This window comes from Escherichia sp. MOD1-EC5950, assembly GCF_002965345.1.
Classification (GTDB): Bacteria; Pseudomonadota; Gammaproteobacteria; order Enterobacterales; family Enterobacteriaceae; genus Escherichia; species Escherichia marmotae.
Map to the genome: position 1 here is coordinate 1 of NZ_PTSR01000033.1, position 26,271 is coordinate 26,271.

The 26,271-nt window shown below is 52.5% G+C and carries 22 protein-coding genes; 10 read left to right on the forward strand and 12 right to left on the reverse strand.

Going from position 1 to position 26,271, the window contains the following annotated elements; all coding sequences use genetic code 11:
* Positions 1 to 180 precede the first annotated feature (180 nt).
* Positions 181 to 1,905: a bifunctional isocitrate dehydrogenase kinase/phosphatase gene (gene aceK, locus BEA93_RS21005; RefSeq protein ID WP_061090589.1), complete on the forward strand. Its 1,725-nt coding sequence runs from the start codon at positions 181 to 183 to the stop codon at positions 1,903 to 1,905.
* A 15-nt stretch (positions 1,906 to 1,920) separates the two neighbouring features.
* On the opposite strand, the gene iclR is transcribed toward aceK, so the two are convergent.
* Positions 1,921 to 2,745, reverse strand: coding sequence for a glyoxylate bypass operon transcriptional repressor IclR (gene iclR / locus BEA93_RS21010; protein ID WP_000226393.1), 825 nt, complete (start codon positions 2,743 to 2,745; stop codon positions 1,921 to 1,923).
* A 199-nt stretch (positions 2,746 to 2,944) separates the two neighbouring features.
* On the opposite strand from iclR, the gene metH reads away from it, so the two are divergent.
* Together metH and BEA93_RS21020 are read left to right on the forward strand one after the other, a co-directional pair.
* Positions 2,945 to 6,628, forward strand: a complete 3,684-nt coding sequence (gene metH / locus BEA93_RS21015) for a methionine synthase (RefSeq protein WP_105225032.1) — start codon at positions 2,945 to 2,947, stop codon at positions 6,626 to 6,628.
* Positions 6,629 to 6,786: 158 nt separating this feature from the next.
* The gene (locus BEA93_RS21020; protein ID WP_001517548.1) at positions 6,787 to 8,418 is read left to right on the forward strand and encodes a Na/Pi cotransporter family protein; all 1,632 of its coding nucleotides are present in this window, start codon (positions 6,787 to 6,789) and stop codon (positions 8,416 to 8,418) included.
* Positions 8,419 to 8,508: 90 nt separating this feature from the next.
* Here the strand turns inward: BEA93_RS21020 and pepE are convergent, their stop codons facing one another.
* The 9 genes from pepE to BEA93_RS21065 all read right to left on the reverse strand — a co-directional run bounded on the left by pepE (position 8,509) and on the right by BEA93_RS21065 (position 15,998).
* The gene (gene pepE, locus BEA93_RS21025) at positions 8,509 to 9,198 is read right to left on the reverse strand and encodes a dipeptidase PepE (RefSeq protein ID WP_105225033.1); all 690 of its coding nucleotides are present in this window, start codon (positions 9,196 to 9,198) and stop codon (positions 8,509 to 8,511) included.
* Between the two features lie 278 nt (positions 9,199 to 9,476).
* Positions 9,477 to 10,289 (reverse strand): shikimate 5-dehydrogenase, encoded by an 813-nt coding sequence (locus BEA93_RS21030; protein ID WP_105225034.1) that lies wholly within the window; start codon positions 10,287 to 10,289, stop codon positions 9,477 to 9,479.
* Complete coding sequence (sorE, locus tag BEA93_RS21035; RefSeq protein ID WP_105225035.1) at positions 10,282 to 11,511, reverse strand: L-sorbose 1-phosphate reductase; 1,230 nt, start codon at positions 11,509 to 11,511, stop codon at positions 10,282 to 10,284. The genes BEA93_RS21030 and sorE overlap by 8 nt, the downstream gene beginning before the upstream one ends.
* 51 nt (positions 11,512 to 11,562) lie before the next feature.
* Positions 11,563 to 12,387, reverse strand: a complete 825-nt coding sequence (locus BEA93_RS21040) for a PTS system mannose/fructose/sorbose family transporter subunit IID (RefSeq protein WP_038355640.1) — start codon at positions 12,385 to 12,387, stop codon at positions 11,563 to 11,565.
* A gap of 11 nt (positions 12,388 to 12,398) precedes the next feature.
* A complete protein-coding gene (locus BEA93_RS21045; RefSeq protein WP_038355641.1) occupies positions 12,399 to 13,196 on the reverse strand; it encodes a PTS mannose/fructose/sorbose transporter subunit IIC in 798 nt (265 codons plus the stop codon).
* 65 nt (positions 13,197 to 13,261) lie between these two features.
* Positions 13,262 to 13,756, reverse strand: coding sequence for a PTS system mannose/fructose/N-acetylgalactosamine-transporter subunit IIB (locus tag BEA93_RS21050; RefSeq protein ID WP_038355642.1), 495 nt, complete (start codon positions 13,754 to 13,756; stop codon positions 13,262 to 13,264).
* Positions 13,756 to 14,163, reverse strand: a complete 408-nt coding sequence (locus tag BEA93_RS21055) for a mannose/fructose/sorbose PTS transporter subunit IIA (RefSeq protein WP_038355643.1) — start codon at positions 14,161 to 14,163, stop codon at positions 13,756 to 13,758. Before BEA93_RS21055 ends, BEA93_RS21050 begins: the two co-directional genes overlap by 1 nt.
* A 9-nt stretch (positions 14,164 to 14,172) precedes the next feature.
* Complete coding sequence (locus BEA93_RS21060; RefSeq protein WP_105225036.1) at positions 14,173 to 14,979, reverse strand: SDR family oxidoreductase; 807 nt, start codon at positions 14,977 to 14,979, stop codon at positions 14,173 to 14,175.
* Between the two features lie 71 nt (positions 14,980 to 15,050).
* Positions 15,051 to 15,998: a sugar-binding transcriptional regulator gene (locus BEA93_RS21065; protein WP_105225037.1), complete on the reverse strand. Its 948-nt coding sequence runs from the start codon at positions 15,996 to 15,998 to the stop codon at positions 15,051 to 15,053.
* 348 nt (positions 15,999 to 16,346) lie between these two features.
* Here BEA93_RS21065 and rluF point away from each other — a divergent pair, with 348 nt between their 5' ends.
* Positions 16,347 to 17,219: a 23S rRNA pseudouridine(2604) synthase RluF gene (gene rluF / locus BEA93_RS21070; protein WP_105225038.1), complete on the forward strand. Its 873-nt coding sequence runs from the start codon at positions 16,347 to 16,349 to the stop codon at positions 17,217 to 17,219.
* Here rluF and BEA93_RS21075 read toward each other — a convergent pair whose 3' ends face one another.
* Positions 17,220 to 17,492 (reverse strand): DUF3811 domain-containing protein, encoded by a 273-nt coding sequence (locus BEA93_RS21075; RefSeq protein WP_001207629.1) that lies wholly within the window; start codon positions 17,490 to 17,492, stop codon positions 17,220 to 17,222.
* Positions 17,493 to 17,796: 304 nt separating this feature from the next.
* On the opposite strand from BEA93_RS21075, the gene BEA93_RS21080 reads away from it, so the two are divergent.
* A complete protein-coding gene (locus BEA93_RS21080; RefSeq protein ID WP_016249461.1) occupies positions 17,797 to 18,585 on the forward strand; it encodes a nucleotidyltransferase domain-containing protein in 789 nt (262 codons plus the stop codon).
* A 37-nt stretch (positions 18,586 to 18,622) separates the two neighbouring features.
* Here the strand turns inward: BEA93_RS21080 and lysC are convergent, their stop codons facing one another.
* Entirely contained in the window at positions 18,623 to 19,972 is a 1,350-nt protein-coding gene (lysC, locus tag BEA93_RS21085) for a lysine-sensitive aspartokinase 3 (RefSeq protein ID WP_001517553.1), read from the reverse strand.
* 294 nt (positions 19,973 to 20,266) lie between these two features.
* Between lysC and pgi the strand changes: the two genes are divergently transcribed.
* The 5 genes from pgi (at position 20,267) to BEA93_RS21110 (ending at position 26,251) form a co-directional block, all read left to right on the forward strand.
* Complete coding sequence (gene pgi / locus BEA93_RS21090; protein WP_000790017.1) at positions 20,267 to 21,916, forward strand: glucose-6-phosphate isomerase; 1,650 nt, start codon at positions 20,267 to 20,269, stop codon at positions 21,914 to 21,916.
* Positions 21,917 to 22,426: 510 nt separating this feature from the next.
* Positions 22,427 to 22,669, forward strand: coding sequence for an exopolysaccharide production protein YjbE (gene yjbE / locus BEA93_RS21095; RefSeq protein WP_000757338.1), 243 nt, complete (start codon positions 22,427 to 22,429; stop codon positions 22,667 to 22,669).
* A gap of 113 nt (positions 22,670 to 22,782) precedes the next feature.
* Positions 22,783 to 23,421, forward strand: a complete 639-nt coding sequence (locus tag BEA93_RS21100; protein WP_001517554.1) for a YjbF family lipoprotein — start codon at positions 22,783 to 22,785, stop codon at positions 23,419 to 23,421.
* A complete protein-coding gene (locus BEA93_RS21105; protein ID WP_016262767.1) occupies positions 23,418 to 24,155 on the forward strand; it encodes a capsule biosynthesis GfcC family protein in 738 nt (245 codons plus the stop codon). The genes BEA93_RS21100 and BEA93_RS21105 overlap by 4 nt, the downstream gene beginning before the upstream one ends.
* Positions 24,155 to 26,251: a YjbH domain-containing protein gene (locus tag BEA93_RS21110; protein ID WP_105225039.1), complete on the forward strand. Its 2,097-nt coding sequence runs from the start codon at positions 24,155 to 24,157 to the stop codon at positions 26,249 to 26,251. The genes BEA93_RS21105 and BEA93_RS21110 overlap by 1 nt, the downstream gene beginning before the upstream one ends.
* Positions 26,252 to 26,271 lie beyond the last annotated feature (20 nt).

Below are 26,271 nucleotides of genomic sequence, written 5' to 3' on the forward strand. Positions count from 1 at the left end.
GGCGTTTACGCCGCATCCGGCAATGAGCGCCTGATGCGACGCTTGCGCGTCTTATCAGGCCTACAAATGTTGCAGACGCGTAGGCCGGATAAGGCGTTTACGCCGCATCCGGCAATCAACGCCTGATGTGACGCTTGTGCGTCTTATCCGGCAATTCACAGCTCCCGATGAGGGCAACAAATGCCGCGTGGCCTGGAATTACTGATTGCACAAACAATTTTGCAGGGTTTCGACGCCCAGTATGGTCGATTCCTCGAAGTGACTTCCGGGGCGCAGCAGCGTTTCGAACAGGCCGACTGGCACGCTGTCCAGCAGGCGATGAAAAATCGTATCCATCTTTACGATCATCACGTGGGTCTGGTGGTGGAGCAGTTACGCTGCATTACTAACGGCCAAAGCACGAATGCGGCATTTTTACTGCACGTCAAAGAGCATTACACCCGGCTATTGCCGGACTACCCGCGCTTCGAGATTGCGGAGAGTTTTTTCAACTCCGTATACTGTCGGTTATTTGACCACCGCTCGCTTACTCCCGAGCGGCTTTTTATCTTTAGCTCCCAGCCGGAACGCCGCTTTCGTACCATTCCGCGCCCGCTGGCCAAAGACTTTTACCCCGATCACGGCTGGGAATCACTGCTGATGCGCGTTATTAGCGACTTGCCGCTACGCCTGCGCTGGCAGAATAAAAGCCGTGATATCAACTATATCATTCTTCATCTGACGGAAACGCTGGGGACAGATAACCTCGCTGAAAGTCATCTACAGGTGGCGAACGAACTGTTTTACCGTAATAAAGCCGCCTGGCTGGTGGGCAAACTGATAACGCCTTCCGGCACGTTGCCATTTTTGCTGCCGATCCACCAGACGGACGACGGCGAGTTGTTTATTGATACCTGCCTGACGACGACCGCCGAAGCGAGCATCGTCTTTGGCTTCGCGCGATCCTATTTTATGGTTTACGCGCCGCTGCCTGCCGCACTGGTCGAGTGGCTACGGGAGATTCTGCCGGGTAAAACTACCGCAGAACTGTATATGGCTATCGGTTGCCAGAAGCATGCCAAAACCGAAAGTTACCGTGAATATCTCGTTTATTTACAAGGATGTAATGAGCAGTTTATTGAAGCGCCGGGCATTCGTGGGATGGTCATGCTGGTGTTCACGCTGCCGGGCTTTGATCGGGTATTCAAAGTCATCAAAGACAAATTCGCCCCGCAGAAAGAGATGTCAGCGGCTCACGTCCGCGCCTGCTATCAACTGGTAAAAGAGCACGATCGCGTAGGAAGGATGGCGGATACCCAGGAGTTTGAAAACTTTGTACTGGAGAAGCGACATATTTCCCCGTCATTAATGGATTTGCTGCTTCAGGAAGCGCCAGAAAAAATCACCGATCTGGGCGAACAAATTGTGATTCGCCATCTCTATATCGAACGGCGGATGGTGCCTCTCAATATTTGGCTTGAACAGGTTGAGGGTCAGCAACTGCGTGATGCTATAGAAGAGTACGGCAACGCTATTCGCCAGCTTGCCGCCGCCAATATTTTCCCCGGTGATATGCTGTTTAAAAACTTTGGCGTCACCCGACACGGGCGCGTGGTGTTTTATGATTACGATGAAATTTGCTACATGACGGAAGTGAATTTCCGCGACATCCCACCGCCGCGCTACCCGGAAGACGAACTCGCCAGCGAACCGTGGTATAGCGTCTCGCCGGGCGATGTTTTCCCGGAAGAGTTCCGCCACTGGCTATGCGCCGACCCACGCATTGGTCCACTGTTCGAGGAAATGCACGCCGACCTGTTCCGCGCCGATTACTGGCGCGCTCTACAAAACCGCATCCGCGAAGGACATGTGGAAGATGTTTATGCATATCGGCGCAGACAGCGGTTTAGCGTGCGGTTTGTATAAATCAGAGGCGAAAAGTCACCGCATTCCACCATACGCCAGCGTCACTTCCTTCGCCGCTTTAATTACCATCGCGCCAAACTCAGTCACGCGGTCATCGGTAATACGTGAAATCGGCCCGGAAATTGAAATTGCGGCAAACGGTTCGCGGTGTTCATCGAAAATACACGCAGCCAGGCAACGCAGTCCCAGCGCATGTTCTTCATCATCAAATGAATAACCGCGTTTGCGTGTCTGCGCGAGGTCTTCTTTTAAATGCACAGGAGAAACCAGCGTCGCGTGGGTATAGGCATGTAACCCTTTGCGATGCAGCAGCTTTGTCACCTGTTCTTCACTCAGTTGAGCCAAAAAGGCTTTACCGGCACCGGAAGCATGCATCGGCAATTTACCGCCAATAGGGGCGGACATTCGCATCAGATGCGTACACTGCACCTGATCGATAATAATCGCCTCGTGATCGCTTTGATCGAGCACCGCCATATTGACCGTTTCGCCAGATTCTTCCATCAGATCGCGCAGTATAGGATGGACAATAGCTAACAAATTACGGCTCTGGAGAAAACTGCTACCGACCATAAATGCATGCGCGCCGATCGCCCAGTGACCCAGCTCACCGACCTGACGCACAAAGCCCTGTTGTTGCATAGTGGTTAGCAGACGGTGGGTGGTGGAATTGGGTAATCCGGCTTGCTGTGCCAGTTCGGTTAGTGCCACACTGCCATTGGATTCGGCAATCCACTCCAGTAATTTCAGGCCACGCGTTAAAGACTGAACCTGTCCAGTCGCGGGGGCGCTGGTTGCGGCAGGTTTTCTACCGCGTTTTGCGGGAATGGGTGCGACCATGACAGCCTCCTTTTTCTGTATCGTGGAAATCATTTTCATTTTTATTGTTAACTAATGCAACAGTTGCTGTACTGATCCGATGAGTTAATGTTGAACAAATCTCATGTTGCGTAGTGGTCGCTTTTACCACTGATGCGTTTGTGCCAGTATGGTTTGTTGAATTTTTATTAAATCTGGGTTGAGCGTGTCGGGAGCAAGTGTGAGCAGCAAAGTTGAACAACTGCGTGCGCAGTTAAATGAACGTATTCTGGTGCTGGACGGCGGTATGGGCACCATGATCCAGAATTATCGTCTGAACGAAGCCGATTTTCGCGGTGAGCGTTTTGCCGACTGGCCGTGCGATCTAAAAGGCAACAACGACCTGCTGGTACTCAGTAAACCTGATGTGATTGCCGCGATCCACAACGCTTACTTTGAAGCGGGCGCGGATATCATCGAAACCAACACCTTCAACTCCACGACTATTGCGATGGCGGATTACCAGATGGAATCCCTGTCAGCAGAAATCAACTTTGCAGCAGCGAAACTGGCACGTGCCTGCGCTGACGAGTGGACCGCCCGCACGCCGGGGAAACCACGCTACGTTGCTGGTGTTCTCGGCCCAACCAATCGCACAGCATCTATTTCTCCGGATGTAAACGATCCGGCATTTCGCAATATCACCTTTGACCAACTGGTGGCGGCTTATCGTGAATCCACCAAAGCGCTGGTGGAAGGCGGTGTAGATCTGATTCTGATTGAAACTGTTTTCGACACTCTTAACGCGAAAGCGGCGGTCTTTGCGGTGAAAACCGAGTTTGAAGCGCTGGGTGTGGAGTTGCCGATTATGATTTCCGGCACCATTACCGACGCCTCCGGGCGCACGCTCTCCGGTCAGACAACCGAGGCATTTTACAACTCCCTGCGGCATGCCGAAGCGCTGACCTTTGGCCTCAACTGCGCACTGGGGCCAGACGAACTGCGTCAGTACGTGCAGGAACTTTCGCGTATTGCCGAATGCTACGTCACCGCGCACCCGAATGCCGGACTGCCAAACGCCTTTGGTGAATACGATCTCGATGCTGACACAATGGCGAAACAGATTCGCGAATGGGCTGAATCGGGTTTCCTGAATATTGTCGGCGGCTGCTGTGGCACGACGCCACAACATATTGCTGCGATGAGCCGTGCAGTTGAAGGATTAGCACCGCGCAAACTGCCTGATATCCCCGTAGCCTGCCGTTTGTCCGGACTGGAGCCGCTGAACATTGGCGACGATAGTTTGTTTGTTAACGTTGGTGAACGAACTAACGTAACCGGTTCCGCTAAGTTCAAACGCCTGATCAAAGAAGAGAAATATAGCGAGGCGCTGGACGTGGCGCGTCAGCAGGTGGAAAACGGCGCGCAGATTATCGATATCAACATGGATGAAGGGATGCTCGACGCCGAAGCGGCGATGGTGCGTTTCCTCAGTCTGATTGCTGGCGAGCCGGATATCGCTCGCGTGCCGATTATGATCGATTCTTCGAAATGGGACGTCATCGAAAAAGGACTGAAGTGTATTCAGGGCAAAGGCATTGTTAACTCTATCTCGATGAAAGAGGGCGTTGAAACCTTTATCCATCATGCCAAATTATTACGCCGTTACGGTGCGGCGGTGGTGGTAATGGCCTTTGACGAACAGGGCCAGGCCGATACCCGCGCACGGAAAATCGAGATTTGCCGTCGGGCGTACAAAATCCTCACCGAGGAAGTCGGCTTCCCGCCGGAAGATATCATTTTCGACCCGAACATCTTCGCTGTCGCCACCGGGATTGAAGAGCATAACAATTACGCGCAGGATTTCATCGGCGCGTGCGAAGACATCAAACGCGAACTGCCGTACGCACTCATCTCCGGTGGCGTCTCCAACGTTTCCTTCTCGTTCCGTGGCAACGACCCGGTGCGCGAAGCTATTCACGCGGTGTTCCTCTACTACGCCATCCGTAACGGTATGGATATGGGGATCGTCAACGCCGGACAACTGGCGATTTACGACGATCTGCCTGCGGAACTGCGCGACGCGGTGGAAGATGTGATCCTTAACCGTCGCGACGATGGTACAGAGCGTTTACTGGAACTTGCCGAAAAATATCGCGGCAGTAAAACCGACGACACCGCCAACGCCCAACAGGCGGAGTGGCGCTCGTGGGACGTGAAGAAACGCCTGGAGTACTCGTTGGTCAAAGGCATTACTGAGTTTATCGAACAGGACACTGAAGAAGCTCGTCAACAAGCCGCTCGCCCGATTGAAGTGATTGAAGGGCCGCTGATGGACGGAATGAACGTCGTCGGTGACCTGTTTGGTGAAGGGAAAATGTTTTTGCCGCAGGTGGTGAAATCGGCACGCGTTATGAAGCAGGCGGTGGCGTATCTCGAACCGTATATTGAAGCCAGCAAAGAGCAGGGTAAAACCAACGGTAAGATGGTGATCGCCACCGTGAAGGGTGACGTGCACGATATCGGTAAAAATATTGTTGGTGTGGTGCTGCAATGTAACAACTATGAAATTGTTGATCTCGGCGTGATGGTGCCAGCGGAAAAAATCCTCCGCACTGCCAAAGAGGTGAATGCTGATTTGATTGGTCTTTCGGGGCTGATCACGCCGTCGCTGGACGAAATGGTCAACGTGGCGAAAGAGATGGAGCGTCAGGGCTTCACCATTCCGCTACTGATTGGCGGCGCGACTACCTCAAAAGCGCATACAGCGGTGAAAATCGAGCAAAACTACAGCGGCCCGACGGTTTACGTGCAAAACGCCTCGCGCACCGTTGGTGTTGTGGCGGCGCTGCTTTCCGACACTCAGCGTGACGACTTTGTCGCTCGTACCCGCAAAGAGTACGAAACCGTGCGTATTCAGCACGGGCGCAAGAAACCGCGCACGCCACCGGTCACGCTGGAAGCGGCGCGCGATAACGATTTCGCTTTTGACTGGCAGGCCTATACGCCGCCTGTAGCGCACCGTCTCGGCGTGCAGGAAGTCGAAGCCAGCATCGAAACGCTGCGTAACTATATCGACTGGACGCCGTTCTTTATGACCTGGTCGCTGGCCGGAAAATATCCGCGCATTCTGGAAGATGAAGTGGTGGGCGAAGAGGCAAAACGCCTGTTTAAAGACGCTAACGACATGCTGGATAAATTAAGCGCTGAAAAATCGCTGAATCCGCGCGGCGTGGTTGGCCTGTTCCCGGCAAACCGGGTGGGTGACGACATTGAAATCTATCGTGATGAAACACGCACGCATGTGATTAATATCAGCCACCATCTGCGCCAACAGACGGAAAAAACCGGCTTTGCTAACTACTGCCTCGCTGATTTTGTGGCACCGAAACTCTCCGGCAAAGCGGATTACATCGGTGCATTTGCCGTAACTGGCGGGCTGGAAGAGGACGCGCTGGCTGATGCCTTCGAAGCGCAGCACGATGATTACAATAAAATCATGGTGAAAGCGCTTGCCGACCGTTTAGCCGAAGCCTTTGCAGAATATCTTCATGAGCGCGTGCGTAAAGTCTACTGGGGCTACGCGCCGAATGAAAATCTCAGCAACGAAGACCTGATCCGCGAAAACTATCAGGGCATCCGCCCGGCACCAGGATATCCGGCCTGCCCGGAACATACGGAAAAAGCCACCATCTGGGAGCTGCTGGAAGTGGAAAAACACACCGGCATGAAACTCACGGAATCTTTCGCTATGTGGCCTGGCGCATCAGTTTCGGGTTGGTACTTCAGCCATCCGGACAGCAAGTACTACGCAGTGGCACAAATTCAGCGCGATCAGGTTGAAGACTATGCCCGCCGTAAAGGTATGAGCGTTTCTGATGTTGAACGCTGGTTGGCGCCGAATCTGGGGTATGACGCGGACTGATTCACAAATCTGTCACTTTTCTTTACAACAAACAGGGCACTCACGGAGTGCCCTGTCTCTTTATTGATAGTAAACACATATACTGGACTTATATCAGACCGGAAAAGCGCTTCCGGAACTGTTTCAGGCACATATAACGATAAGGAGAACCTGAACTCGTGTTAACACTGCTTCACCTGCTTTCTGCCGTCGCCCTGTTGGTCTGGGGGACGCATATTGTTCGAACAGGCGTAATGCGTGTCTTTGGCGCACGACTGCGTACTGTCCTTAGCCGGAGCGTCGAAAAAAAGCCGCTCGCCTTCTGTGCGGGGATTGGCGTTACGGCACTGGTGCAGAGCAGTAATGCCACCACCATGCTGGTGACGTCGTTTGTTGCCCAGGATCTGGTTGCTCTCGCGCCTGCGCTGGTGATTGTGCTGGGGGCCGACGTCGGAACGGCGCTGATGGCGCGGGTTCTCACCTTCGATTTATCCTGGTTGTCGCCGCTACTTATTTTTATCGGCGTAATTTTTTTCCTCGGACGCAAGCAGTCGCGCGCCGGGCAATTGGGCCGCGTCGGTATTGGCCTTGGGTTGATTTTGCTGGCACTGGAGTTGATTGTGCAGGCCGTAACGCCGATCACCCAGGCGAACGGTGTTCAGGTGATCTTTGCCTCGCTGACCGGCGATATTCTGCTGGATGCGCTGATTGGCGCGATGTTCGCCATTATCAGCTACTCCAGCCTTGCCGCGGTACTGCTGACTGCGACTCTGACTGCTGCGGGCATTATCTCTTTCCCGGTGGCGCTCTGCCTGGTTATTGGCGCTAACCTTGGTTCCGGCTTGCTGGCGATGCTCAACAATAGCGCCGCTAATGCTGCCGCACGTCGTGTCGCGTTGGGCAGCCTGCTTTTTAAGCTGGTGGGGAGCCTGATTATCCTGCCGTTTGTCCACGTTCTGGCAGAATCAATGGATAAACTGCCTTTGCCGAAAGCGGAACTGGTTATCTATTTCCACGTCTTCTATAACCTTGTGCGCTGTCTGGCGATGCTGCCATTTGTCGACCCGATGGCACGGTTTTGCAAAACCATTATTCGCGATGAACCCGAACTGGATGCCCATCTGAAACCAAAACATCTGGATGTCAGCGCGCTGGATACGCCGACCCTTGCTCTGGCGAATGCCGCCCGTGAAACACTGCGCATCGGTGACGCGATGGAACAGATGATGGAAGGGCTGAATAAAGTGATGCACGGCGAACCGCGTGAAGAGAAGGAGTTGCGCAAGCTGGCGGATGATATCAACGTCCTCTACACCGCGATTAAACTTTATCTGGCGCGGATGCCAAAAGAAGAGTTGGCGGAAGAAGAATCACGTCGCTGGGCGGAGATTATCGAAATGGCGCTCAACCTTGAGCAGGCTTCCGATATTGTCGAGCGCATGGGCAGCGAAATTGCCGACAAATCACTGGCAGCACGGCGGGCGTTTTCGCTTGATGGGTTGAAGGAACTGGATGCGCTCTATGAGCAATTGCTCAGCAATTTAAAACTGGCAATGTCGGTGTTCTTCTCTGGCGATGTCACCAGCGCTCGCCGTTTACGTCGCAGTAAGCATCGCTTTCGCATTCTTAATCGCCGCTATTCCCATGCCCACGTCGATCGCCTGCATCAGCAAAACGTGCAGAGTATTGAAACCAGTTCGCTACATTTAGGTTTATTGGGAGATATGCAGCGTCTGAACTCGCTGTTTTGTTCGGTGGCTTACAGCGTACTGGAACAGCCAGATGAAGATGAGGGACGGGACGAGTATTAATATTGTGAATCCTGTAGGCCTGATAAGACGCGTTAAGCGTCGCATCAGGCACTATGTACAAGATGCCGGATCATGCATCCGGCAATTCACTTAAAAACGGTGACCCGCTTCCAGCGGCACGGCTTCTTCACCGGCCTTAAACACATAAGTGGTATTCGGGCCGCCAAGCGTAGCGTGACCTTTACTTACGGTGATCCAGTTACCTTCCGGCAGACCAATAATCGTCAGTTCTGGCGCTACCACCAGTAATTCGCGAATACGCTGCTCGCGCGTTTCACCTTTGTGACCTTCCGGCAGCGCGTTGGTGAAGTGCGGGTTGATTTGCAGCGGGAACAGATTCAGCGCATCGAAGCCCTGCGGATCGACAATCGGCATATCGTTGGTCGTGCGAATGGTTGGGCAAGCGAGGTTAGCGCCTGCGCTCCAGCCAATATACAGCGCGCCGCGTTTCACTACGTCAACAATCGGTGCCAGCAGACCGCGCACACGGCATTCTTTCAGTAACTGGAAAGTGTTGCCACCGCCGACAATCACGATCTCCGCATTTTCAATCGCGGCAACAGGATCGGCAACGTTATGAATACCGGTGACAGAAATGCCAAGTGGGGCAAGAACTGCAGCCGTTTTGGCGGTGTAATCATCCCAGGTTTGCGTTACGCCAGCAAAAGGAATAAACACCGCGGAACGGCGACCCTGCAACTGTTCAGCAATCAGCGGCAGCGCATGTTCCAGCCAGGCTTTTCCCGGCAGCGTCGAGTTACTCAATAAAAGCAGTTCCATTACTTCTCCGGTTAGTAAGAAATCACGGAAGGCATGCTACCACTGTGAATTTAACCGCTTACTGACATGGCTCACGATGTCGCGTATTGAACCTGGCGCTGAGACTGATGACAAACATAGCATTGCCTGATGCGCTACGGTTATCAGACCTACAAGATAATTGCAATATATTGAATTATCGCGATTTTGTAGGCCGAATAAGGCGTTTGCGCCGCATCCGGCATGAACAACGTGCACTTTGCCACCAATCTGAGCGCCCCTTAAGGCGCTGATGTTTCTTATCCTTCTCGTGCAAATTGTGCCGCTTCAGTAATCAGCCGCGCATCAGGTCGCACACCGGTATACATCGCGAACTGCTCGACGGCCTGTAAAGCAATCACCTCTGCGCCGCTGATCGTCTGCTTATCAAGCCGTTGCGCCAGGCGAATGAGTGGCGTTTCCGGCGGCAAGGCCACGACGTCAAAAACGACGCTTGCCGTAGAGATCATTGCCTCGCTGAAGGCCAGCTCATGGCTCTCTTTACCACCGCTCATGCCGACAGGGGGCACGTTAACCAGAATGTCGCAGGCGATACCTTCCGGTTGCGGCTGCCACTGGAACCCATACTGCTTCGCCAGCGCCGGGCCGCTCTCGCAGTTGTGGGCGGCGATGACGACATCCGTAAACCCCGCGTCGCGAAAGGCGGCAATCACCGCTTTGCCCATGCCGCCGCTGCCGCGAATCATCACGCGTGCGGCGCTATTAAGCTGGTGGTGAATAATCAGGTTTTTCACCGCGATGTAGTCGGTGTTAAACCCGGTCAGCCTGCCGTCGTCATTCACAATAATATTCACTGAATCAATGACTTTTGCCGACGGATCGATAGCATCGAGAAAGGGCATGCAGCTTTCTTTAAACGGCATCGACACGGCGCAGCCGCGAATCCCCAACGCGCGAACGCCGTTCACCGCTGCTGCAATATCCTGGGTAGTGAACGCTTTATAGATGAAATTCAGCCCCTGTTTTTCATACAGATAATTGTGAAAGCGCGTGCCGAAGTTGCCGGGGCGACCGGCAAGCGACATGCACAGTTGAGTCTCGCGATTAATCATGGGTAATTGCCTCTGCATGAGCGAGCAGGTATTGCTCCGCTTCACCGGACCAGACTCCCTGATGACGTGTCATAATCGCCGCCAGTCCTTCATCCTGGATCTGCGTGAGTGAAGTCAGCGGCAGATATTTTCCGGTATACACCAGCTTTTTCCCGCCGCCGACGGCAGGCAATTCAAGCGTGGTTTCGCCCGCGGCATTCAACCCAAGAATATGTGTTACCACTTTTGCGGCCTGCACTTTTTTCTCTTCGATCAGTTTGACCGCCGCGCGCATGTCGTCGGTATTGCCGCCTGACGTGCCCACGTAGTGGGTAAATGCATAATGCACATCGTAGAAATTAATCGGCGCGCTGAAGTGTTTATCCTGCGGCCCGGCGAAGAAGTTCATACAGCCGTCGGCCGCCAGCAGCGAAGAGGCGAGGGTAACCAGCCCTTCATTGGGCACGAAAACGAAAATATCGTCGAAACCGTGGCCGCCGCTGAGCGCCATTAACGTCTCGTACGAGGCGTCGGTTGCATTGAGATAATGAATCAGCGTTTGCGGCTCTGACGGATAGTGTTTCCGCGCGTAGCTCAGCTTGTCGTTATTGGTATCGGTGACGATTAACAGCGACGGGTTAACCGGCCCATGCAGCGCATAATCAATCGCCAGCAGCCCCATTGGACCGGTGCCGCCGAGGATCAGCGTGCGTCCTTGCGGGCGAATCCCCATTGTGTGGTTATAACTACCTTCCTGAAGATGATAGTTGGCGTTGAACGCGCCAATCACGCAGGAAAGCGGTTCAACCAGCGAGCCTTCAAAGTAGGTTTCGCCGTCGTATGCCAGCAGGCAATCCTGTTCCATAACCTCATTTGGGATAACCACATGTGTGGCTTCGCCGCCCACCCACGGGAAGGAGTAACCGGGGCAGTCCGGGCGATCCGGCAGTTGCAGGTTAGCCTGAATCACATAGCGCTGGCCGGGCTGGAACTTATGCTGCCATTTTTTACCGACGGCCAGAATATCGCCGCAAAACTCATGGCCGATGATGATGGGATGGGTTGCTACATCGTCGGGCACTTTTTTGTGGTTTTCGCCCAGATTGGTCTCTTTCCAGGAGGAAAGACACAGGCTGTCGGTGACCACTGTCGCCAGAATTTCATCTTCCTGCATTTCAGGAAGGTCAAAGGTTTCCAGACGCAGGTCACGTTTACCGTAAAGACGCAGAGCTGTTGTTTTCATAAACCACCTCATGTTGAGCGATGGCCCCGGCAGCCGCGCCGGGGCGAAGAATCAGGACAGGAAGCCCAGCGCATTGCCGATAATCCCTAAGCCAAACAGGGCAAAGATCAGCCATACGGGGTTAATTTTTTTGTTGAGCAGACGCACCATCAACAGCGTCAGACCGAGCGCCAGCAAACCAGGGCAAAGTTGGTCGAGAATGTTCTGCACGGTCATGGTGATGGTGGAGCCATCGGCGGCAGGCGTTTGTGAAACCACCAACGGTACGTTGATCGACGTCCATTTGGTGACCAGCACGCCCATCACAAACAGTCCGAGAATCGACGCGCCTTCAGTGAGTTTTTGCAGCACATTCCCGCCCATATCGCTGACGATATTCACCCCTTTGCGAAAGCCGAGCTGTAGGCCATACCACTTCATCGCCAGACGCACCGCGTTGAAAATAAAGAAGAACAGCAGCGGACCGAGAATGTTGCCCGAAAGTGCCAGAGATGCGCCGAGCGCGGCGGTAATCGGACGCAGGGTTCCCCAGACCAGTGGATCGCCAACCCCTGCCAATGGTCCCATCAAGCCGACTTTGATGCCGTTAATGGTGCCGTCATCAATTTCTGCACCGTTAGCCCGCGCTTCTTCCATGGCGGCGGTCACGCCGATGACCGGACCACATACGGCTGGCGTGGTATTGAAGAACACCAGGTGTCGCCTGAGCGCCGCAACCTGATCCTCTTTTAATGGATAGAGTCGTTTGATGGCGGGGATCATGTCGTAGCAAAAGCCCAGCCCATGAATGCGTTCAAAGTTGAAGGACGCCTGTTGCAGGTTGGAGCGCAGAAACATGCTCACCAGATCGCTGCGTGTAATTTTTCTCTGTTCCATGATGGGCTCCGTTAGTCGTCAAGCTGGTCAAGGGCGGTGGCAGAGGTAACCTGCGTTTGCGGTGCGGCTTTACGCCACTGTGGATTTAGCTGGATGTAGAGCAGGGCCATGATCACGCCAACGCCACCGAAAGCCAGCAAACTGAGATCGAGGTAGCCACCTGCGAGGAAACCGAGGAAAAAGAAAGGCATCAAATATTTCACGCCCATCATGCGAAGCACCATGGCGTAACCGACCACCACGATAAAACCGCCAGCAATCTGCAATCCACGGGTTACAAATTCGGGAATGGCGCTCAGCATATTGCTCACCATATCGGCGCTGACGAACAGCGAGACAATCAGTGCCGGAATGGCGACGCGCAGCGCCTGCACGCCAAGCGCGGAGACATGCAGAATATCGAGAGTGTGAAACCGCGCCTCTTCCGCGGCTTTATCCGCCGCGTGTTGGAACACTACGGTGATGGTGCGGGCAAACACCGTCAGCACCTGGCCTGCGGCAGCCACAGGCAACGCGATGGCGATTCCGGTGGCGATGCTTTGCTGACCAACGATAACCAGAATGGCGGAGATAATGCTGGCGAGCGCGGAATCCGGAGACTGCGCCGCGCCGACGTTCATCCAGCCGAGCGCGATAAGCTCCAGTGTGCCGCCGAGCATAATGCCGGTTTTTAAATCACCGAGTATTAAGCCGATAACCGTACAGGCGATCAGTGGGCGGTGGGTTTGAAACTCATCCAGCACGCTGCCCATTCCGGCAATACAGGAAAAAAGAAATATGGCTATGATTTGTAGGGTACTTATTTCCATTATGTGTCACCTTTTAAGTGTCGTCATCCCTGCCTGTTAAAGCATATATACACAGGCGCTATTATTTAATTTGCGACTAAGTGTTCTTTTATTTTGTTAATAATATTGATTGAAGGATCTGACGCGACAACGCGTAAATCCAGCGTGACGCCAAGATTATTTAACTCATGAAATGCGTTAATATCATCGTCATCTAATGAAACCGCTTTGGTTAACTGTTTTTTACCGGGCCGCCAGGCCATTCCGCCAATATTCAGGGTGCCGATTTTTACGCCCTGGCGAACCATCGCTAAGGCATCCTGAGGTCGGGTGAAAAGATAAAAAACGGTTTCGTCCTGATATTGCGGGTTGTGATACACCGCGACTGCTTTTTCAATATTGACCACGTTAACTTTCATTCCCGGCGGGGCGGCCTGGCGCAATAATGTCCGGCGAACTTCATCGTTATAAACTTCGTCATTGCAGATAATAATGCGCTGGGCGTTAGCCACTTTCGACCAGACGGTGGTGACCTGGCCGTGGATCAGGCGGTCATCAATGCGGGCGAGCGTAATGTTCATCAGAAATCCTCCTCTGCCGTTGCCAGTTGTTTCCAGACGACGCAGGCTTGCCTGGCGATTTGCGTCAGGTGTTCACACAGTTCATCAACATTCATGCTGTCCTGGTTATCGACCAGTTCGAGCGCCAGTGGCAGGGAAAGGCCGCTGATCACCCGCAGGTGCGGATTGCGCATCGCAAGCGTCGCTGCTGCATTCCACGGGCTGCCGTACTGTAAATCCACGGCGATTAGCCACTCGCAATGACCGTGAATACTCACTAACTTTTCCAGCTTTGCCACAATGTCTCCGGCGTTTTCGCCGGGTACAAATTCAACTGCCTCGACCCTGGCGTCACCGTATACCATCTGGACTGATTCCAGCATGGCGCAGGCTAATTTGCCGTGGGCGCAAAAAATGGCATTGACCATAAAGCCTCCTTAGCCGCGCGTTTTGCCGCCCGCAATGTTAGTGGTTACTCCGGTGATGTAGCTGGCGCGTTCGGACAGCAGATAACAAACAAAATCAGCTACTTCCGCTAATCTTCCGCAACGCCCAATAGGAATGGAATTTTTGGTGTAGCCTTCGCGCAGTTGCTCAACGGTGATATTTCGCGTCCACGCCAGCGCTTCTTCATATTCCGGCGTGCGCAGCCCGGTTTTTTCCAGAATTCCCGGCGCGATGCCGACCACACGGATACCGTGCTTACCCAGCTCTTTCGACCAGGAGCGCGTGAAGCTATTGAGCGCAGCTTTGGTGGCGGCGTAGCAGCTCTGACCCTCTGAACCCTCCAGCCCGCTTTCCGAGGAGACGTTCACAATCACGCCATCGTGTTGTTTGACCATCAGTCGCGCCACTGCTTGAGACATCAGAAAAACGCCTTTCTGGTTGATATTGACCATTTTTTCGAAAGCGGCTTCGTTAAGTTCATACTGCCCGGCAGGCGCTTTTTCATCGACCAGCAGACGCGGGAAATTGACCCCAGCGTTATTGACCAGACCGTCGATGCGTCCAAAGCGCTGAATAATTTCCGCTACCGTATGATTCACCTCTTTGGCGCTGGAAATATCGGTCGGCCAGAACTGATAGCCTTTATGACCTTTATATTGACCCTCACCACCGTGAATATCGGCCATCTGCACGTTTGCGCCTTGTGCTAATAATTCTTCGACAATTGCCAGGCCAATGCCGGACGCGCCGCCGGTGACAATAATGGTTTTATCCTGCAAATTTAACCACGTTTGCATAACAGACTCCTGATTTTAGGTAACAGAGGCCCGCCGTAATTTTTCATTACGATAAAAGTCGGGCAGATTTTTTATTTCAGTAACAGTTCCGCTGTGTCGCTATTCGTAACCAGACAATTAATATATTTTCCGCGTAGTGCGCCAATAATTCCGCTGTATTTTTCTTCTCCCATGGCAATGCCGATGGAATAACGTGCCTGCTTTAATTTATTCATTTCGATTGAGAGCGTTTTCTCACTCATATTGGTATCAACCGTTACGCCGTGAATATCATAAAAGCGCGAGCAAATATCGCCAGCGACCTGGCGGGCATTCAGGTCGTCACTCTCTTCGCCGCCATAAAATGCATGCCAGTTAGCGCCATCGCGAATGGCCGGGGAACCAATCCCTACCAGGGCGACATCCAGGTTATCCCAGTAGGCCGAGATGGTTTTAAAGTGCTGAGACTGCATGATCCCATTACGAATTAATGGGTTATCCAGCAAGGCAGGAAAATCTGCGAGATGCGATTCCCCTTTCAGCTTCGCCGCCGCACCGTAGGTTAATGTGTTCACGTGATAGCGGCTTTCAAGTTTTCCGGATGGCCCACCGATAATTGGCACACAGATTAACTGCCGGGATTGCGCCGCCTGCGGTAGATTTTCGACCAGTGCGCGTACCGCGCGGCCCCAGGAAAAACCAACAATATCACCCGGTTCCAGCAAACGATCCAGCAACTGCGCGCCGTGTAACCCCATCACCGCCAGTTGTGTATCTTCCTCTTCATCATGACCCGACACCACCACGGCTTCTTTCAGGGCAAACTTTTGCTTCAGTTGCTGCTCCAGCCAGAGGTTTTCGTTGTAGTCATAGTTGATAGCGATGGTGACAATACCCTGCTCGCGGCCCCGTTTAAGTAAGCGGCTGATGGTGGTCCGATAAATACCCAGTTCGCGGGCAATTTGCGCCTGCGTCATGTCCTGTTCGTAATAGAGTTGGGCAATCTTCACAATCAAACGGATATCGTCACTGTTTTCCATCGCCGCCTCCTGATTTTGCACATTTGTGCAAATATGCTTTTTAACCGCTTGATCTGATATAACCCCATCATGGTGGCCTTTAAAAGCGATTTTTCACTCTTTGTTTGGGCTGAAATGGCGCTTTATCTTGCACATTTGTTTCTCTGTGTAGCGGTCATCAGCACAGGTGTGCAGAAATTCGTAATGCATTGATTATCCTGGTTTTGACCACGCAAAATTGCAGCCGGTTTGCGGCGACACTTTTGTGATAAAAGGCGCGGCAGATCACATTTAATTTCGACGTTGCCGCATAACCCTGTTTTTCCTCGCTAAGAGGTAAGGTATATTCCGCGTTTCAGAGGAGAATTTATGCTGCCCGACTCATCAGTCCGTTTAAATAAATACATCAGCGAAAGCGGAATTTGCTCACGCCGCGAAGCGGATCGCTATATCGAGCAAGGCAATGTGTTCCTTAATGGCAAGCGTGCCACTATTGGCGATCAGGTAAAGCCCGGTGACGTTGTAAAAGTAAACGGTCAGTTGATCGAGCCGCGGGAAGCCGAAGATTTAGTGCTTATCGCCCTGAATAAGCCCGTGGGCATTGTCAGCACTACGGAAGATGGCGAGCGCGATAACATCGTCGATTTCGTCAATCACAGCAAGCGCGTGTTCCCGATTGGTCGCCTGGATAAAGACTCCCAGGGGCTGATTTTCCTCACTAATCACGGCGATCTGGTCAATAAGATCCTTCGTGCTGGCAACGACCATGAAAAAGAATATCTGGTGACGGTCGATAAACCGATTACCGAGGAGTTTATTCGCAGCATGAGTGTGGGGGTGCCAATCCTCGGGACAGTGACCAAAAAGTGCAAAGTTAAAAAAGAAGCGCCGTTTGTCTTTCGTATTACCCTGGTGCAAGGGTTGAACCGTCAGATCCGTCGTATGTGTGAACATTTTGGCTACGAAGTGAAAAAGCTGGAACGTACGCGCATTATGAACGTCAGCTTAAGCGGCATTCCGCTGGGTGAATGGCGTGATTTAACCGACGATGAGCTTATCGATCTCTTTAAACTCATTGAAAATTCCTCTTCCGAGGCGAAGCCCAAAGCGAAGGCCAAACCGAAAACGGCAGGCATCAAACGCCCGGTGGTGAAGGTGGAGAAAACAGCGGAAAAAGGTGGCCGCCCGGCATCAAACGGCAAGCGTTTCGCCTCGCCGGGGCGGAAGAAAAAAGGTCGTTAATCAGCGTTTGCCACGCGTCGACGTATTTGCCGACCAACTGAATGACGCTTCAGGATCCGGTTTATAAGCCTGCTTTTTCTTCAACTGGCGGGCTTTTTTCGCTTCAGCCTCACGCTCAACCATTAATTTATCGATGTACTCTTTCTTAATGCTGTTGGTTTCGGCGTTGGTCAGCACGCGGCCATGTGCAATACGCGCTCGATCCAGCAGCGTCTTCAGTTCGCGCTGTTCACGCTCAGTCATCTCTTTTTGAGTAATGCGGGGGAGTGCCATGATGGTGCCCTCTGTTAATCGGATAGCTCAGTGTACGGGAATTCATTTGCGAGCAGAACCGATAAGATTCATTTGCGTTCTCTTTTATTTTTATGTTTTTAGCTAATTAGCGATAAATACATATAAAAATTTAACGGAAATAATTCACTGGTAACTGTTCAAATTTAATTAATCTTTTATTATTCAATGTGTTAAATCTTATGGTCCATTTCTGGCTCGTTTCTCGCAATAACGCTATCGCATTGATAACATTTCTGTTTTCAGTGGTCTGGCGCGGGTTAGTTAATATCAAAGGATGAGTCAAATGCCATTAAATGGAGTCAGTGCTGCGATGCGTGAACGGGTATCGCAGCAGTTAAAGGAAATTGAATGGCGGTATGGCGTGAAAGTGCTGTACGCCTGCGAATCGGGGAGTCGCGGCTGGGGATTTGCCTCGCCAGACAGCGATTACGATGTGCGTTTTTTGTATGTTCACCCGCTGGAATGGTATCTGCGGGTAGAGTCACCACGCGATGTTATCGAACTGCCCATCGACGACGAGCTGGATGTTTCAGGTTGGGAGTGGCGCAAGGCGCTGGGATTATTGAAAGGCGCGAACCCGACGCTGATTGAATGGCTGGATTCGCCGGTGGTCTATCAGCAGGATGAAGAAACGATAACGGCGCTTAAGGCGATGGTGCCGAAGTGGTTTTCTCCGCTACGTGCACGCTGGCATTACTATTCGATGGCGCAGAAAAACTTCCGCGGCTATTTGCAGGGCGACGAAGTTCGGCTGAAAAAATATTTTTACGTGCTGCGCCCGCTGCTGGCCGTGCGCTGGGTCGAAGCGGGTAAAGGCGTACCGCCAATGCGCTTTGCTGAGTTACTGGCGGGAAGTGAGTTGGATGCGGCCTTACGTGCAGAAATAGATGAATTGCTGGAACGTAAACAGCGCGCGGGAGAAGCGGAATATGGACCGCGCCGTCCATTGCTACATGCGTTTATTCGTGCGGAACTGGCGCGCGGGGAAATTCCACCAGTGTTACCGGACAGCAGGGAAGGCGATGTCAGGGAGTTGGATCGTCTGTTGATGACGACAGTGATGGGGAAATAAATACGGCCCGGGGCATATCATCCGGGCCGTACTGTTTTTACTCAAACAAATTACTATGCAGTTTCTGCACCACCTGATCGGCGTCTGCGCCTGGCACCAGGAAGCACAGGTTATGGCTGGAAGCGCCGTAGCAAATCATGCGGATGTTGAACGGTTCCAGTACGCCAAAGACCTCTTTGCCGACGCCGCAGGCTTTTGACAGGTCGTTGCCAATCAGTGCCACCAGCGCCAGGCCTTCTTCCACTTCTACCCGGCACAGTGCCGAAAGCTCCATCAGTAAGGATTGCGTCAGCAACGTATCGCCGGTAGATGTTGATCCGGTAGTGTCGAGAGTTAACGCCACGCTTACTTCTGACGTCGTAATTAAATCTACCGAAATATTATGTCGCGCGAGGATGCCGAAAACCTCCGCGAGGAAGCCGCGGGAATGCAGCATATTCAGGCTATGTAGGGTTAATAGCGTTTGTTTACGGCGCAGGGCCAGTGCGCGAAATAGCGGTGGATTTTCGGTGGTATTACACACCAGCGTACCGCCAGCGCGCGGATCTTTGCTGGAGCCGACAAATACCGGAATATCGCTGCGTACTGCAGGCAACAACGTTGCCGGATGCAGCACTTTCGCGCCAAAGGTCGCCATTTCAGCGGCCTCTTCAAAAGCAATTTCATCTATGCGTTTTGCTGCGGGCACCACGCGCGGATCGGTGGTGTAGATGCCGGGGACGTCAGTCCAGATATCCACACGAGATGCGTGTAAAGCTTCCGCCAGCAAGGCTGCCGTATAATCGCTGCCGCCACGACCAAGTGTTGTGGTACGGCCTTTACTTTCTCTGCCAATAAATCCCTGAGTGATGATTAAACTTTCACTGAGTCGTGGGGCCAACTGCAACGCAGCCAGTTCCGCCAGTGCAGTAACATCCGGCTCCGCACGGCCAAATCGGTCATTGGTACGCATCACTTTACGCACATCAAACCACTGTGCCTGAACATTGCGTTCGCGCAGGATCTCAACAAACAGCAGAGTAGACATCAGCTCGCCGTGGCTGACCAGTTCATCTGTTAACGCCGGAGAGGTTGCCAGTGCCGCAGCTTCGGCCAGAATGGTAATGTTCTCCAGTAGACGTTCAATCTCTTCACGGACGACGTTCGGGTAACGCAGGCGTTCCAGAATAGCGAACTGAATATTGCGAATGGCATCGAGTTTTTCGAAACGCTCAGCCGGTTCCAGACCTTCGGCTAGTGCTACCAGCAGATTGGTGATCCCTGCGGAAGCGGAAAGCACAACTAAACGCACATTCACATCAGAAAGCACAATGTCAGCGCTGCGGTTCATGGCGTCGAAATCAGCCACGCTAGTACCACCAAATTTGGAGACAACAATATCGGGCATAACAACCTCGTGTCAGGGAATGAAAGAAGCGACCATGGCACAAAGGCAAAACAGAAACCGGTGCAGGCGCAGACCGTATTTATAAATAAAAGGTGTAGCGGAGTGTGTCAACGCTGGGATTATGCGGATTATTCATGCAGCGCTGGTGGCCAGAAATTGTGCTTATAACAGCTATACTGTTTTATCCATTTCGGCGGTTGAACGAGCTAAAGACACTAAAACCATCACATTTTTCTGTGACTGGCGCTACAATCTTCCACAGTCACAATTCTCAATATCAGAAGAGTATTGCTAATGAAAAATATCAATCCAACGCAGACCGCTGCCTGGCAGGCACTACAGAAACACTTCGATGAAATGAAAGACGTTACGATCGCTGAGCTTTTTGCTAAAGACGGCGATCGTTTTTCTAAGTTCTCCGCAACCTTCGACGATCAGATGCTGGTGGATTACTCCAAAAACCGCATCACCGAAGAGACGCTGGCGAAATTACAGGATCTGGCGAAAGAGTGCGATCTGGCTGGCGCGATTAAGTCGATGTTCTCTGGCGAGAAGATCAACCGTACCGAAAACCGCGCTGTACTGCACGTGGCGCTGCGTAACCGTAGCAATACGCCGATTCTGGTTGATGGCAAAGACGTGATGCCGGAAGTCAACGCGGTGCTGGAGAAGATGAAAACCTTCTCGGAAGCGATTATTTCTGGTGAGTGGAAAGGTTATACCGGCAAGGCAATCACTGACGTGGTAAACATCGGTATCGGTGGTTCTGACCTTGGTCCGTACATGGTGACTGAAGCGCTGCGCCCGTACAAAAACCACCTGAACATGCACTTCGTTTCTAACGTCGATGGGACTCACATCGCAGAAGTACTGAAAAAAGTGAATCCGGAAACCACCCTGTTCCTGGTGGCGTCTAAAACCTTCACTACTCAGGAAACTATGACCAACGCCCACAGTGCGCGTGACTGGTTCCTGAAAGCGGCTGGCGATGAGAAGCACGTTGCGAAACACTTTGCGGCGCTCTCCACCAACGCGAAAGCTGTTGGCGAGTTTGGTATTGATACCGCTAACATGTTCGAGTTCTGGGATTGGGTCGGCGGTCGTTACTCTCTGTGGTCAGCGATTGGTCTGTCGATTGTTCTCTCCATCGGTTTTGATAACTTCGTTGAACTGCTTTCCGGTGCACACGCCATGGACAAGCATTTCTCCACTACTCCGGCAGAGAAAAACCTGCCTGTACTGCTGGCGCTGATCGGCATCTGGTACAACAATTTCTTTGGCGCGGAAACTGAAGCGATTCTGCCATACGACCAGTATATGCACCGTTTTGCGGCGTACTTCCAGCAGGGCAATATGGAATCCAACGGTAAGTACGTTGACCGTAACGGTAACGTGGTGGATTACCAGACTGGCCCGATTATTTGGGGTGAACCAGGTACGAACGGTCAGCACGCGTTCTACCAGTTGATTCACCAGGGAACCAAAATGGTGCCGTGCGATTTCATCGCCCCGGCTATCACCCATAACCCGCTCTCTGATCACCACCAGAAACTGCTGTCTAACTTCTTCGCTCAGACCGAAGCTCTGGCGTTTGGTAAATCCCGCGAAGTGGTTGAGCAGGAATACCGTGATCAGGGTAAAGATCCGGCGACGCTCGATTATGTTGTGCCGTTCAAAGTGTTCGAAGGCAACCGCCCGACCAACTCCATTCTGCTGCGCGAAATCACCCCGTTCAGTCTGGGTGCCTTGATTGCGCTGTATGAGCACAAAATCTTTACTCAGGGCGTGATCCTGAACATCTTCACCTTTGACCAGTGGGGCGTAGAGCTGGGTAAACAACTGGCGAACCGCATTCTGCCAGAGCTGAAAGATGATAAAGAAATCAGCAGCCACGATAGCTCGACCAATGGCCTGATTAACCGCTATAAAGCGTGGCGCGGTTAATCATCGTGTATTTCTGATGCCGATATGTAGGCCGGATAAGGCGTTCACGCCGCATCCGGCAACCGGTGCCTGATGCGACGCGGTCGCGTCTTATCAGGCCTACAGGTCGATGCCGATATGTACATCGCATTCGGCAATTAATACATAGCTCGATTGACTAAATAGCCTTAAAAACAATGCCGACTATAAGTCGGCATTGTTTTATCAGATAAATCCCCTTGCCGGTGATTTAACGAAAATCATACCGTGAGGTTAATCCTAAAATATATTTTTAGTCTGTGTTAATTTCAGAAAATACGCAGGGAATTTATTTCTATATTTATTTTAACTGAATGATTTAACTGATTGTTTTCATATTATAAAAATATATAGTTGATATTCATTCCAATTATCCTAAAACCCCTTCACTAATTCCCCGCGGCGTAATTCGTATGCTTTAGTTGTGTATACTCGATCCCGCCCGAAATGTTTTTGGGTAAATCTCCATTCATTCAATGAAGGGAAATTATTATGAAAAAAGTTCTGTATGGCATTTTTGCCATATCTGCGCTTGCGGTGACTTCTGCGTGGGCTGCACCTGTACAGGTGGGCGAAGCGGCAGGGTCAGCAGCAACGTCGGTTTCAGCGGGTAGTTCCTCTGCGACCAGCGTCAGCACCGTAAGCTCGGCGGTGGGCGTCGCGCTCGCGGCAACCGGTGGCGGTGATGGTTCTAATACCGGGACCACAACAACCACGACCACCAGTACTCAGTAATAAAGTATGTATCCCCAGAATAATTCGAGTCATCGCATCTGTGGCTTGAGGTATGAAGGGATTTACCATAACCACACTCCGGTGTGGTTATTCTGCCCCTCTGGAGAAGAGTCGTGAAGCGACCTGCACTCATTCTTATCTGCCTGTTATTACAGGCCTGTTCAGCCACTACTCAAGAACTGGGCAACTCACTGTGGGACAGCCTGTTCGGTACGCCGGGCGTTCAGCTTACGGACGATGATATTCAAAATATGCCCTACGCCAGCCAGTATATGCAGCTTAATGGCGGTCCACAGTTATTTGTCGTTTTGGCCTTCGCTGAAGACGGACAACAAAAATGGGTTACTCAGGATCAGGCTACCCTCGTTACGCAACATGGCCGTCTGGTGAAAACCCTGCTCGGTGGCGACAACCTGATTGAAGTAAATAATCTTGCTGCCGATCCGCTGACCAAACCCGCACAAATCGTTGATGGCACAACCTGGACTCGCACGATGGGCTGGACCGAGTATCAGCAGGTGCGCTACGCCACAGCTCGTTCAGTCTTTAAATGGGATGGTACTGACACCGTCAAAGTCGGCAGCGATGAAACCCCGGTTCGCGTGCTGGATGAAGAAGTCTCCACCGATCAGGCGTGCTGGCATAACCGTTACTGGATCGACAGCGAAGGACAAATTCGCCAGTCGGAACAGTATCTCGGTGCAGATTATTTCCCGGTGAAAACCACGCTCATCAAGGCAGCAAAACAATGATTAAACAAACAATTGCAGCGTTGCTTTTGAGCGTAGGGATGTCATCGGTCTTGGCGGCGGGAACCGTCAAGGTGTTTAGCAATGGTAGTCGCGAGGCAAAAACGCTGACGGGCGCAGAGTATTTAATCGATCTGGTGGGGCAACCACGACTGGCAAATAGCTGGTGGCCCGGTGCGGTGATTAGCGAAGAGCTGGCAACGGCGGCGGCATTGCGTCAACAGCAGGCGTTGCTGGCACGACTGGCGGCGTTGGCCGCAGATTCCAGCGGTGATGATGCCGCCGCTATTAACACCTTACGCCAGCAAATTCAGGCGTTGAAAGTGACGGGCAGGCAAAAAATCAATCTTGATCCCGATATGGTGCGCGTTGCCGAACGCGGTAACCCGCCGTTGCAGGGCAACTACACGCTGTGGGTCGGATCTCCGCCGTCAACGGTCACGTTGTTTGGGCTTATTAGTCGTCCAGGCAATCAGCCATTTACCCCAGGTCGTGACGTGGCGAGTTACCTCTCCGGTCAGAACCTGCTTAGTGGTGCGGATCGCAGCTACGCATGGGTTATTTATCCAGACGGTCGCACGCAAAAAGCGCCGGTGGCTTACTGGAACAAGCGTCACGTAGAGCCGATGCCCGGCAGCATTATTTATGTTGGCCTGGCGGACTCCGTCTGGAGTAAGACGCCAGACGCCCTGAACGCCGACATTCTTCAGATTCTGACGCAGCGGATACCCCAATAATGAAAAAAAGACATCTGCTTAGCGTACTGGCGCTGGGCATTAGCGCGGCCTGCTACGGCGAAACGTATCCTGCGCCTATCGGGCCGTCGCAATCAGATTTCGGCGGCGTCGGTTTGTTGCAAACGCCCACCGCCCGTATGGCGCGGGAAGGGGAGCTTAGTCTCAACTACCGCGATAATGATCAGTACCGTTATTACTCAGCTTCAGTGCAACTCTTCCCGTGGCTGGAAACGACGTTGCGCTATACCGACGTGCGTACCAGACAGTACAGCAGCGTCGAAGCGTTCTCTGGCGACCAAACGTATAAAGATAAAGCCTTCGATCTTAAACTGCGTTTGTGGGAAGAGAGTTACTGGATGCCGCAGGTGGCTGTTGGCGCGCGGGATATCGGCGGTACGGGGCTGTTTGATGCGGAATATCTGGTCGCCAGCAAAGCCTGGGGGCCGTTCGATTTCACGCTCGGCCTGGGGGGGGGATATCTGGGCACCAGCGGTAACGTGAAAAATCCGCTCTGTTCAGCCAGTGACAAATATTGCTATCGCGATAACAGCTATAAACAGGCGGGTTCTATCGACGGCAGCCAGATGTTCCACGGCCCAGCCTCGCTGTTTGGAGGAGTGGAATACCAGACGCCCTGGCAGCCGCTGCGCCTGAAACTGGAGTATGAAGGCAATAATTATCAGCAGGATTTTGCCGGGAAGCTGGAGCAAAAAAGTAAGTTTAACGTCGGGGCGATTTATCGCGTTACCGATTGGGCCGACGTTAACCTTAGCTATGAACGTGGCAACACCTTTATGTTTGGCGTCACGCTGCGCACCAACTTTAACGATCTGCGCCCGTCGTACAACGATAACGCCCGACCGCAATACCAGCCGCAGCCGCAGGATGCCATTTTGCAGCATTCGGTGGTGGCGAATCAGTTAACGCTGTTGAAATACAACGCCGGGCTTGCCGATCCGCAGATCCAGGTGAAAGGCGATACGCTGTATGTTACCGGCGAGCAGGTGAAATATCGCGATTCGCGCGAAGGGATCATTCGTGCCAATCGGATCGTGATGAACGATCTGCCGGATGGGATCCGCATGATCCGTATAACGGAAAATCGGCTTAATATGCCGCAGGTGACCACTGAAACGGATGTCGCCAGCCTGAAAAATCATCTTGCCGGAGAGCCGCTGGGTCATGAAACAACGTTGGCACAAAAACGCGTCGAACCGGTGGTGCCGAAGTCCACTGAACAAGGCTGGTATTTTGACAAATCGCGCTTTGATTTCCATATCGATCCAGTACTGAATCAGTCAGTTGGTGGCCCGGAAAATTTCTATATGTACCAGCTTGGCGTGATGGGGACGGCGGATTTGTGGCTAACGGATCATCTGCTGACTACCGGCAGCCTGTTTGCTAACCTGGCGAATAACTACGACAAGTTTAACTACACTAACCCGCCGCAGGACTCCCATCTGCCGCGTGTGCGTACTCATGTTCGTGAATATGTGCAGAACGATGTTTACGTCAATAACCTGCAAGCCAACTACTTCCAGCATCTGGGCAACGGCTTCTATGGCCAGGTCTACGGCGGCTATCTCGAAACCATGTTTGGCGGTGCGGGGGCAGAAGTGTTGTATCGTCCGCTGGATAGCAACTGGGCGTTTGGGCTGGATGCTAACTATGTGAAACAGCGCGACTGGCGTAGCGCGAAAGATATGATGAAGTTTACCGATTACAGCGTGAAAACCGGACATCTGACCGCGTACTGGACGCCATCTTTCGCCCAGGATGTGTTAGTCAAAGCGAGCGTCGGGCAGTATCTGGCAGGGGATAAAGGCGGTACGCTGGAGATTGCCAAACGTTTTGATAGCGGCGTGGTGGTGGGTGGCTATGCCACGATCACTAACGTTTCGAAAGAGGAGTACGGGGAAGGGGATTTCACCAAAGGCGTGTATGTCTCTGTACCGCTGGATCTCTTCTCGTCCGGCCCGACCCGCAGTCGTGCGGCAATTGGTTGGACACCGCTGACGCGCGACGGTGGTCAGCAACTTGGGCGTAAGTTCCAGTTGTATGATATGACCAGCGATCGTAGCGTAAATTTCCGTTAAGTCATGGGAAAGGTGCCAGC